At 60.2% G+C, this 10,297-nt stretch carries 10 protein-coding genes and 1 pseudogene; 9 read left to right on the top strand and 2 right to left on the bottom strand.

What is annotated here, in order from left to right:
- The 9 genes from G113_RS16140 to hflC form a co-directional block, all read left to right on the top strand.
- Positions 1-1,202, top strand: a 1,202-nt coding sequence (locus G113_RS16140) for an NAD(P)H-hydrate dehydratase (protein WP_005907095.1), incomplete at its 5' end; no start/stop codon positions are given.
- Entirely contained in the window at positions 1,187-1,660 is a 474-nt protein-coding gene (gene tsaE / locus G113_RS16135; protein ID WP_040319318.1) for a tRNA (adenosine(37)-N6)-threonylcarbamoyltransferase complex ATPase subunit type 1 TsaE, read from the top strand. The genes G113_RS16140 and tsaE, both read left to right, overlap by 16 nt.
- Positions 1,651-3,123 carry an N-acetylmuramoyl-L-alanine amidase gene (locus G113_RS16130; RefSeq protein ID WP_005907091.1) on the top strand — a complete coding sequence of 491 codons (1,473 nt, stop codon included), beginning with the start codon at positions 1,651-1,653 and terminating at the stop codon, positions 3,121-3,123. Before tsaE ends, G113_RS16130 begins: the two co-directional genes overlap by 10 nt.
- A gap of 3 nt (positions 3,124-3,126) precedes the next feature.
- A complete protein-coding gene (mutL, locus tag G113_RS16125) occupies positions 3,127-5,046 on the top strand; it encodes a DNA mismatch repair endonuclease MutL (RefSeq protein WP_005907089.1) in 1,920 nt (639 codons plus the stop codon).
- Positions 5,047-5,142: 96 nt separating this feature from the next.
- Positions 5,143-6,039 carry a tRNA (adenosine(37)-N6)-dimethylallyltransferase MiaA gene (gene miaA / locus G113_RS16120; RefSeq protein ID WP_040319319.1) on the top strand — a complete coding sequence of 299 codons (897 nt, stop codon included), beginning with the start codon at positions 5,143-5,145 and terminating at the stop codon, positions 6,037-6,039.
- A gap of 73 nt (positions 6,040-6,112) precedes the next feature.
- A complete protein-coding gene (gene hfq / locus G113_RS16115) occupies positions 6,113-6,379 on the top strand; it encodes an RNA chaperone Hfq (RefSeq protein ID WP_005907087.1) in 267 nt (88 codons plus the stop codon).
- 56 nt (positions 6,380-6,435) lie between these two features.
- On the top strand, positions 6,436-7,722 hold the full coding sequence (hflX, locus tag G113_RS16110; protein WP_005907086.1) for a ribosome rescue GTPase HflX: 1,287 nt from the start codon (positions 6,436-6,438) through the stop codon (positions 7,720-7,722).
- An 82-nt stretch (positions 7,723-7,804) separates the two neighbouring features.
- Positions 7,805-8,956 carry an FtsH protease activity modulator HflK gene (hflK, locus tag G113_RS16105; RefSeq protein ID WP_005907085.1) on the top strand — a complete coding sequence of 384 codons (1,152 nt, stop codon included), beginning with the start codon at positions 7,805-7,807 and terminating at the stop codon, positions 8,954-8,956.
- Between the two features lie 3 nt (positions 8,957-8,959).
- A complete protein-coding gene (gene hflC / locus G113_RS16100) occupies positions 8,960-9,844 on the top strand; it encodes a protease modulator HflC (protein ID WP_005907084.1) in 885 nt (294 codons plus the stop codon).
- 143 nt (positions 9,845-9,987) lie between these two features.
- On the opposite strand, the gene G113_RS21390 is transcribed toward hflC, so the two are convergent.
- Positions 9,988-10,155, bottom strand: a complete 168-nt coding sequence (locus G113_RS21390; RefSeq protein ID WP_161618921.1) for a hypothetical protein — start codon at positions 10,153-10,155, stop codon at positions 9,988-9,990.
- Between the two features lie 33 nt (positions 10,156-10,188).
- Positions 10,189-10,297, bottom strand: a pseudogene (locus G113_RS20710) (octaprenyl diphosphate synthase); the annotation flags it as partial.

Genomic DNA, 10,297 nt, shown 5'->3' with positions numbered 1-10,297 from the left:
AGTCGGAGACTCTGCCTGATCTACTGATAGATGCCCTGCTTGGCAGCGGCACCCGCCTGCCACTCACGACGGCCATGACAGAGATTGTCGCAACCATCAATCGCTTGCCCGCCCCGCTGCTCGCTGTGGATTTGCCCTCAGGGCTGGATGCCGACACCGGCCATATCATGGGCGATCCGGTGCGGGCGACCCGTACTCTCTGTCTGGTCGGGCTCAAGCAGGGGCTGCTTACCGGTCAGGGCCCCAGCTGGTGCGGTGAGCTGGATGTGGCCTCCCTTGGCCTGGATCTTGGCCATTGGCAAGCCCCTTCCGCTCTGCGCATCGACTATCCCGCGCTGGCCCATTTGCTCGGTCCGCGGGTGCGCAGCGCCCACAAAGGACAGCAGGGTCGAGTGCTACTGATCGGCGGCAATCAGGGCATGGCGGGCGCCATATTGCTGGCGGCCATGGCCTGCCTGCGCACGGGGGCCGGGCTGGTCAAGGTGTGCCAGCATCCGGGCAATGCCTCCGCGAGCCTGACCCAACCCGAGATCATGGCATTGGGGCGGGAGTGTCTGATCACAGCGTCATCGGCTACCGCGGGCCAGTCTGGAGACAACTCCCCTGTGGTCGGTGCACCCCCCTGGGAATCGGTAAGGGTGCTTGGGCCGGGATTGGGCATGGATGAGTGGGGCAAGGCCTTGTTTGATCAGACTCTGTGCCAGAGGTTGCCTCTGGTATTGGATGCAGATGGGTTGAATTGGCTGGCGCAACAGCCCCGCCATCAGGATAATTGGGTGCTCACTCCCCATCCCGCCGAGGCAGCCCGCCTGCTGGGATGCCGTACGGCCGAGGTGGAAGCCGATCGCTTCGCCGCCCTGCGTGCAATACAAGGCCGTTATGGCGGCGTTGTACTGCTCAAAGGGGCGGGTACGCTCATCACTGATGGCAAACAGATCTGGCTCTGCCAGGAGGGAAATCCCGGCATGGCCAGTGGCGGCATGGGTGACCTGTTATCTGGTATCATCGCTGCCCTTTTGGCCCAGGGGCTAGGGGCGCGTGATGCGACCTGCCTGGGCGCAGTGATCCATGGGGAGGCCGCCGATCTGGCGGCGACAGAAGGGGAGAGAGGCATGCTGGCATCTGACCTGTTGCCATGGATCCGCCTTCTGGCCAATCCCGACACTCCTGACAAGTTAAGAAGACGATGGCAAAACAGTTGATGATAGCGTTGCCGGATGAGGCAGCAACCGTAAATCTGGGTGGTCAGTTGGCGCACGCCAGCCAAGTCGCGACCACAGTCTTTATGCACGGCTCCCTGGGGGCGGGCAAGACGACGCTCACCCGTGGCTGGATCCAGGGACTCGGTCATTCAGGCAAGGTAAAGAGTCCGACCTATACACTGGTCGAGCCCTATGAGCTTGGGGCCTGGCAGGTCTATCACTTTGATTTGTATCGATTGGCAGATCCCGAGGAGTTGGAGTTCATGGGGATCCGTGACTATTTCGGCCCCAACACCCTCTGTCTGGTTGAGTGGCCTGAGAAAGGGGAAGGCTGGCTGGCCGCCCCGGATCTCGAGATTACCCTGACATATGTAGACATGCAGCGCGAGGCCTTGCTGGTGGCCCGCACTGCGATCGGCGAGGCCATTCTGGAACGGTTGCAACCCAAGTGCGTCTGATAATTTATCTGTTTTTTATTCTGCTGGCCCTGCCTGCCTGGGCCAATCAGCTCAAGAGTGTGCGGATCTGGCCCTCGCCCGATAACACTCGGGTGGTGCTGGATCTCTCCAGTTCGCCCCAGTTCAACTATTTCATCCTGACCGGACCGGACCGGCTGGTCATCGACCTCAAGGGGGCCAGCAATGGCGCCAATCTAGCCCGAGTCGAGAACAAGAGCGAGCTGGTACGCAAGATCCGCGAGAGCACGCCGGTAGACAAAGGTGGCCTGCGTCTGGTGCTGGATCTCAAGTCGGCCATCAAGCCGGTGGTGTTTCCATTGGCGCCGGCTGGTCCCTATGGTCACCGGCTGGTGATCGATCTCCCCTATGAGGAGAGTTCGGCCCGCCACGCCGCGCCGCCGCCCGCGACCCCAGGCAGCAAAGTCATTATCGCCATCGATCCCGGTCACGGCGGTGAGGACCCTGGCTCCATCGGCCCGCGTCGCACCTACGAGAAGCGAGTGACCCTGGCGGTTTCCCAGAAGCTGGCCGCACTCATCAATCGTGAGCCCGGCATGCAGGCGGTGATGACCCGCAACGGCGACTACTTCGTCGATCTCAACAAGCGCTCCGAGATTGCCCGCCGCTCCAAGGCCGATCTGCTGGTCTCGGTGCACGCGGACAGTTTTCACAACTCGCGTCCGCGCGGCGCGTCTGTGTGGGTGCTTTCGACCAACCGTGCCAACCGTGAGATGGGCAGCTGGTTGGAGAAGCAGGAGAAGCAGGGCGAACTGCTCGGGGGGGTGGGCAAGGTCATTGCCGAGTCTGACCCCAACCCCTATCTGGCGCGCACCTTCCTGGATCTCTCCATGGACAAGTCTCGCGCCGAGGGCTATGACGTCAGCCGCCAAATTTTGAAAGAGATGGGGCGGGTCGCCCGCTTGCACAAGTCCGCCCCCGAGCACGCCAGTCTGGCGGTACTCAAGGCGCCTGACATCCCTTCGGTGCTGGTGGAGACCGGGTTTATCTCCAACCACGATGAGGAGAAACTGCTGGCCAGTGCCGCCTATCAGAACAAACTGGCCCAGGCCATCTTCCAGGGCGTTCGCAACTATTACCGTGCACACCCGATCAAGGGCCCCATCATGGCCGGCAAGGTGAGCAGCTCGCCGACCCGTACCGTGCAGCAGCCGGTCAGTCAGGTGGCCCCCGCCAGCCAGTCGGCCCGCAGTGGTGCCCCCGTGGTCGGGGTAGTCAGCGCCTCAGGGGCGGGGGTCATCAAACCGATGACCAGCCTCTCTGGCAACGGCAGCCCCAACACCATAGACAAGCAGCGCAGCATCAGGCACGTGGTGACGCGCGGCGAGAGCCTGTCACGTCTTGCCGAGCGCCACGGCATGTCCATGTCCCGACTTGCTCAATATAACAATCTGAAATCCAACGAGATCCAGATTGGGCAGGTGCTCTACATACCCAAAGGATAAGCGATGCCGATCCGTATTTTGCCCCCCATCCTTGCCAACCAGATAGCCGCTGGCGAGGTGGTTGAGCGTCCCTCCTCCGTCGTCAAGGAGCTGGTCGAGAACAGCCTGGATGCGGGGGCGAACCGGATAGAGATCGACATAGACAAGGGGGGGGCCAAGCTTATCCGCATTCGTGACAACGGCTGCGGTGTCGCCCGGGATGAGCTGGTGCTGGCCCTGTCACGGCATGCGACGTCCAAGGTGGCGACCCTGGATGATCTGGAAGGGATCTGCAGCCTGGGATTTCGGGGAGAGGCGCTCGCCTCCATCAGTTCTGTCTCCCGGCTCAGCTTCACTTCTCGTACCCAGGATCAATCTGAAGCCTGGCAGGCTGAGGCGGAGGGGCGGGAGATGGACGTCACCATCAGACCCGCGGCTCATCCCGTCGGTACCACGGTCGAGGTGGTGGATCTCTTCTTCAATACCCCGGCGCGGCGCAAGTTCATGCGCAGCGAAAAGACCGAGTTTGCCCACATAGACGAGCTGGTGCGTCGCATTGCTTTGTCGCGCTTCGATGTGACTCTGCTGCTGCGCCACAATGACAAGCTGGTGCGCCAGTATCGCGCCGCCAGTACGGTGCAAGAGCAGGAGCGCCGCCTCGCTGCCGTCTGTGGCACCCCCTTCATGCACCATGCACTGGCCATCGAGAGTGAGCACAGCGACGTACGGCTGCGCGGCTGGCTGGCAACCCCGGCCGGGGCCAGGCCGCAGAACGACCTGCAGTACACCTACGTCAACGGGCGCATGATGCGCGACAAGTTGATCAACCATGCCATCCGTCAGGCCTATGACGAGCTGCTGGGACCGGATCGCTTCGCCGCCTACGTGCTCTATATCGAACTGGATCCACGCCAGGTGGACGTCAACGTGCATCCGGCCAAGCACGAGGTGCGTTTTCACCAGGCGCGGCTCATCCACGACTTCATCTATCAGGCGCTGTTTAGCGCCTTGCACCAAGTCGACAGCCAGGAGCCCCTGGCGATGAGCGAGGTTAGCCTGCCAGCCACCGAGGGCCCCGACTATCCGGGGCAGGCGGCGCGCACCGACTGGTACGGGGCTGAACATGGCTATCGTGCTCCTGCCGAAGTGCGGGAAGGGGCCCGCCAGGGGGAGCCTGGGGACGCCATGGGCAGCGACCGGACAAGTCCGGGCTGCGAGTCGCGCACCGCCAATGGTGGTCAGGGTGGACATGGTGTGAGTCAGCCACCGCAGGCCCCCAGCCGGGAAGCGCTGCGTGGCATGGCGGCCCTGTTGACCACACTACCCGGCCTCCAGGTACCAAATTTGACCACCAATAAGCCCCAGAACGACGCTCCGCTCGACGCTACTCCTCGGGCACTGACGCTGGTAGAGGGGTGTTATCTGCTGGTCGAGCTGGGGGGACGACTCGCCCTGCTGCGCTTGGTGGTGGCCGAACGCCGCCTGCTGCGCCACTGGCTGCTCGAAGGCTGGGGACAGGGACTGGCTGCTCAGCCGCTGCTGTTGCCGGTCTCCTTCAAATTGCCCAAATCCCAACATGTTGTGGCCGCTGAACAGGAAAACCTGCTCAAACGCATGGGGCTTGAGTTGAAAAGCGGTGGTCGCGACACCATGATCCTGACTCGGGTGCCGGCGTTGTTGCGCCAGACCGATCTGGCCCGTTTGCTGCCCGAGCTGCTGCAACTCCTTGAAGGCTTGAGCGCCGCCAGTGACGCGGAGCAGGCCGAAGTACTCTGCCAATGGCTGGTAGAACAAGGCTTGGCCAGTGACAAGCAATATGATTTTGCCACGGCCACTCGCTTGCTTGACGAGTTGGTTAGCCAACTGGCGGATCCGCTGAGTGACAAACGGCTGCTGCGCCCCCTCTCGCTGGCGGCGACCCTGGCCGAGTTTGCGCAAGAGTGAGGTCGCGAGCCCCAGATCTGCAAAGAGCAACAGCCTGTTTTTAGCGTTTTGTGAAAGGAATTGACCGTGACTGACTTGCCGACTGCCATTTTTCTGATGGGACCTACCGCCTCCGGCAAGACGGATCTCGCTATTGAACTGTGCCAGACCCTGCCCTGCGACATCATCAGCGTGGATTCCGCGCTCATCTATCGCGGCATGGACATCGGCACCGCCAAGCCAAATGCCGATGAGCTCAGGCTGGCACCCCATCGATTGATCGATATTCTGGATCCGGCGTTGAGTTACTCTGCGGCGGATTTTTGCCGTGATGCCTTGCGCGAAATGGACGAAATTGCCAGTCGCGGCCGCATCCCCTTGCTGGTCGGCGGCACCATGCTCTATTTCAAGGCGTTGTTGGAGGGGTTGTCGCCGCTGCCCTCTGCCGACCCTGCCATTCGTGCCGGTATTGAGGCCGATGCCGCCCGGCTGGGCTGGCAGGCCCTGCATGACGAGCTGGTGCGCCTGGATCCTGTGGCCGGGGCACGCATTCACCCCAACGATCCCCAACGGCTGAGCCGGGCCCTCGAGGTCTATCGCATCAGCGGCAAGACCCTCACCGAGCTGACCCAGGTACAAGGGGAGGGATTACCCTACAGGGTGCATCAGTTTGCCATTGCCCCGACCGACAGGGCGCTGCTTCATGAGCGTATCGAGCAGCGTTTCGATCTCATGCTGGCCCGGGGGTTCGAAGAGGAGGTCAGAGCCCTGCGCGCGCGTGGGGATCTGACTGCGGACCTACCCTCTATTCGCTGCGTTGGCTACCGCCAAATGTGGGACTACCTGGCCGGGGAACTGGGGTATGATGAGATGCGTTATCGTGGCATTGTTGCCACTCGTCAGCTTGCTAAACGGCAAATGACCTGGTTGAGGGGATGGCCTGAGGTCACCTGGTTGGGATCTGGTGAGTCTGACAACCTCGCCAGGGTCATTGCCTGCGCTGGTGCGGCTTGACACTCCCTGTATAATCAGGTTGTTATAGTGATATCCGGTGTTTAAAAACAACAAACTATAAGGAAAAAAGAAGATGGCTAAGGGGCAATCTCTCCAAGACCCGTTTTTGAATGCGCTGCGCCGTGAGCGGATTCCTGTTTCTATCTATTTGGTGAACGGCATCAAACTGCAGGGTCAAATCGAATCTTTCGACCAATTCGTCATTTTGCTGAAGAACACCGTTAGCCAGATGGTGTACAAGCATGCCATCTCTACCGTGGTGCCGGCTCGCGCCGTCAATCATCATCAGCATGCCGCCACTGGCCAGGGTGATGAGCCGTCAGGCGACAGTGAGGAGTGAGTCCAAGCGGCGAGTCAGCTCGCCATGCCTCATGAGTCCAGCTAAGGAGCAAGCGCTTGTTTGACCGTTACGAAGCAGGCGAACAGGCTGTGCTGGTGCATGTCAACTTCAGCAATGAAGGGGAGCGTGAGGATCTCGAAGAGCTCAAGCTGTTGGTGAGCTCTGCCGGGGTCAGCATGCTGGGAGTGGTCACCACCAGTCGCAGTTCGCCCAGCGCCAAGTTTTTTGTCGGCAGCGGCAAGGCGGAAGAGATCGCTTCCGAGGTGCAAGCCCTGGGGGCGGATGTGGTGATCTTCAACCACGCGCTGACCCCTGCCCAGGAGCGCAATCTGGAACGCCTGTTCCAGTGCCGGGTCGTCGACAGAACCGGGCTCATTCTCGATATCTTCGCCCAGCGTGCCCGCACCCATGAAGGCAAGCTGCAAGTTGAACTGGCCCAGTTGCGCCATCTCTCCACCCGATTGATCCGTGGTTGGACTCACCTCGAGCGCCAGAAGGGCGGTATCGGCCTGCGTGGTCCGGGTGAAACCCAGCTTGAAACTGACCGTCGTCTGCTGCGTGAACGCATCAAGGCCATATTGCGCCGGCTCGACAAGGTCGCCAAGCAGCGGGAACAGGGCCGCCGTGCCCGCAATCGCAATGAAGTGCCGACCGTTTCTCTCGTGGGTTATACCAACGCCGGAAAATCCACTTTGTTCAACGAACTTACAGATGCCAGCGTGTATGCTGCCGATCAGTTGTTCGCAACTCTGGACCCGACTCTGCGTAAAGTGGAGATCCGGGACGTCGGGGATGTGATACTGGCGGACACGGTTGGTTTTATTCGGCACCTGCCTCATGATCTGGTCGCGGCCTTCAAGGCGACCTTGCAAGAGACCCGGGAGGCTGACTTGCTACTGCATGTGGTGGATTGCGCCGACGAGCAGATGCAGGACAATATTGATGCCGTGCAGCGGGTCTTGGTCGAGATCGAATCCGATGATCGGCCCCAGCTGATGATCTGTAACAAGATCGACAAGCTGAGCGATCGCCCCGCCGCGCTGGAGCGTGACGATGAGGGCAGACCGGTCCGGGTTTGGCTCTCCGCCCAGACGGGCGAAGGCCGCGAACTGTTGTTCCAGGCCCTGACCGAATTGCTGGCTGGCACCATGGTGCACCACAGGTTGCAGTTGCCGCCTTCGGCCGCCCGGTTGCGCAGTATCCTCTATCGCCTCAAAGGGATAGAGCAGGAAGGTTTTAGCGAGGAGGGGGATTTCGTGCTGGAAGTCCGCTTGCAAGTGGCCGACTGGAACCGCCTCGTGAAGCAAGAAGGTGAAGTTTTACAACGCTTTATCATGCATTGACCCACCATATGGGCAACTGAGCCCGGTGGACTGATGCCGATAGAGATGACATCCATTCGCAAGTATTTAAATGGAGATGCTGATGGCTTGGAATGAGCCTGGTAACAACGGCAAAGACCGTGACCCTTGGGGGAATAACGGCAAGACTCAGGGACCCCCTGATCTGGACGAGATGCTACGCAAGGTCAGCCGTCGCTTCGGCGGTCTGTTTGGCGGCGGTGGTAAATCCGGTGGTGAGATAGGCAAGTTCGGCATCTCCATCGCCCTGCTGGTCGCGGTGGTGGTGTGGGTCGTCAGCGGCTTCTATACCATTCGCGAGGCCGAGCGTGGCGTTGTGCTGCGTTTTGGGGAGTACTCCCATAACGTGGATCCGGGTCTGCGCTGGAAGCCGACCTTCATCGATCGGGTTATTCCGGTGGATGTGGAGTCGGTACGTTCCCTGCCAGCCTCTGGTTTCATGCTGACTCAGGACGAGAACGTGGTCCGGGTCGAGATGGACGTGCAGTATCGCGTGGTCGATCCCCAGCAATATCTGTTCAGCGTCACCAATGCCGACGAGAGTCTGAGCCAGGCCACTGACAGTGCCTTGCGCTATGTGGTAGGCCACACCCGGATGGATGACGTCCTGACCACGGGTCGGGAAAAAGTCCGTCAGGAAACCTGGCAGGTGATCGATGGCATCATCGAGCCCTATCAGATGGGCCTGCAAATCGTCGACGTCAACTTCCTGCCGGCACGTCCGCCAGAAGAAGTGAAGGATGCTTTCGATGACGCCATCTCCGCTCAGGAAGATGAGCAGCGCTTCATCCGTGAAGCCGAAGCCTATGCCCGTGAAGTGGAGCCAAAGGCTCGCGGTTCGGTCAAACGTCTGGAACAGGAAGCCGAAGGTTACAAGTCCCAGATCGTGCTGAAGGCCAAGGGTGAAGTGGCGCGTTTCAATGAGCTGCTGCCCCAGTATCAGGCGGCCCCCGAGTTGACTCGTGAGCGTATCTATCTGGAAACCATGGAGGAGCTCTATCAGCAAGCTAACAAGGTGCTGGTCGACATGCCTGCTGGCAACAACAGCATGATCTACCTGCCGCTCGACAAACTGTCCGGCAAGGCGAACGCGGTGCAACCGACTCGTCCGGCTGGCACTCCTGCGGTGGAACCGGCTCAGCCGTCCAACGAAGGGGCCAACTCCACTCCGACGCCGCTGCGTAGCGGTGACCGTTTCAGCACAGGGAGAAACTGATAGATGAATAAAATAGCTATTGGTGTCATCGCTGTGGCTGCCATGGTCTGCTTCTCTTCCATCTTCATCGTTGATGAAGGGCAGAAGGGCATAGTGGTGCAGTTTGGCAAGGTGAAGCGGATTGACTCTGGTGAGCCTCGTCTCTACGAGCCAGGCTTGCACTTCAAGGTGCCTATGATCGATCAGGTTCGCAAGATGGATGCTCGCATTCAGACTCTGGAAGGTCAGGCGGATCGCTTCGTCACCTCGGAGAAGAAAGATCTCATCATCGACTCCTACGTGAAGTGGAAGATCGAGGACTTTTCCAAGTACTACCTGGCAACGGGCGGTGGCAACAAGATCCAGGCCGAAGACCTGCTCAAGCGCAAGATCAACAACGGTCTGCGTTCAGAGATAGGTAACCGTACCATCAAGGACATCGTCTCCGGTGAGCGTAGTACCGTGATGGAAGATGCCCTGATGAAGATGGCGCGCTCCTCCGAGCTCGGCATCAAGGTGGTGGATGTGCGCATCAAGCAGATCAACCTGCCGGTGGAAGTGTCCAACTCCATCTATCAGCGGATGCGTGCCGAGCGGACGGCCGTGGCCCGTGAGCATCGCTCCCAGGGCCGCGAGCAGGCTGAAATCCTGCGCGCCGATATCGACCGCAAGGTGACCGTCATGATCGCCGACGCCGACAGTAACGCGCGTCAGTTGCGTGGTGAAGGGGATGCCGAAGCCGCCAAGATCTATGCCGACAGCTACAAGAAAGACCCCGAGTTTTTCAGCTTCGTGCGTAGCATGGAGGCCTATCGCAAGAGCTTCGCCGGTGGCAACGACCTCATGGTCCTGAAGCCGGACAGCGAGTTCTTCCGCTACCTCAAGTCGCCGGATGGCAACAAGCAGTAAGCTTGTTATCGTATGTCGTTATGTAAAAGGGCCCGTGAGGGCCCTTTTCTATGTCTAGGGTTTACGTTTTTGTCTGTTCCGATTGGACGCTGTGGCTGATGACACCGAAGGAGGGCAGGTCTCCCGTTGCTCATTAGCGCCCATCAGGGCGGATTGATAGATAACAGGCAATAAGGCGCCATGGTGGCGCCGAGCTCACTAACAGTGACTCTGGTGATGAACAGGGGGCCGTCGAGCCGAGGGAGTCTGTCATCCATCAGGGGGAGGGCGACAGCTTCCTTCTTGAGCTGCAACCAATAAAAAGAGGCCATCAGGCCTCTTTTTATTGGTTGCAGCTCAAGAACTCAGGCGCTGCGCTGTACTGCCATCTGGGCCAGCTGGATCAGGGCCTGACGATGTTGCGACTCAGGCAGCACCATGAGCGCTGCGATGGCCTTGTCAGCCTCTTCACGG

The sequence above is a fragment of the Aeromonas molluscorum 848 genome (assembly GCF_000388115.1).
Classification (GTDB): domain Bacteria; phylum Pseudomonadota; class Gammaproteobacteria; order Enterobacterales; family Aeromonadaceae; genus Aeromonas; species Aeromonas molluscorum.
The sequence above is the reverse complement of the archived record's forward strand: the minus strand, read 5'-3'. Positions and strand labels throughout refer to the sequence as shown.

Excerpts from the sequence above, each read along its gene's own strand:
- tsaE (WP_040319318.1), top strand. The coding sequence starts at position 1,187 with ATGGCAAAACAGTTGATGATAGCGTTGCCGGATGAGGCAGCAACCGTA.
- mutL (WP_005907089.1), top strand. The coding sequence starts at position 3,127 with ATGCCGATCCGTATTTTGCCCCCCATCCTTGCCAACCAGATAGCCGCT.
- miaA (WP_040319319.1), top strand. The coding sequence starts at position 5,143 with ATGGGACCTACCGCCTCCGGCAAGACGGATCTCGCTATTGAACTGTGC.
- hfq (WP_005907087.1), top strand. The coding sequence starts at position 6,113 with ATGGCTAAGGGGCAATCTCTCCAAGACCCGTTTTTGAATGCGCTGCGC.
- hflK (WP_005907085.1), top strand. The coding sequence starts at position 7,805 with ATGGCTTGGAATGAGCCTGGTAACAACGGCAAAGACCGTGACCCTTGG.
- hflC (WP_005907084.1), top strand. The coding sequence starts at position 8,960 with ATGAATAAAATAGCTATTGGTGTCATCGCTGTGGCTGCCATGGTCTGC.
- G113_RS21390 (WP_161618921.1), bottom strand. The coding sequence starts at position 10,155 with ATGGCCTCTTTTTATTGGTTGCAGCTCAAGAAGGAAGCTGTCGCCCTC.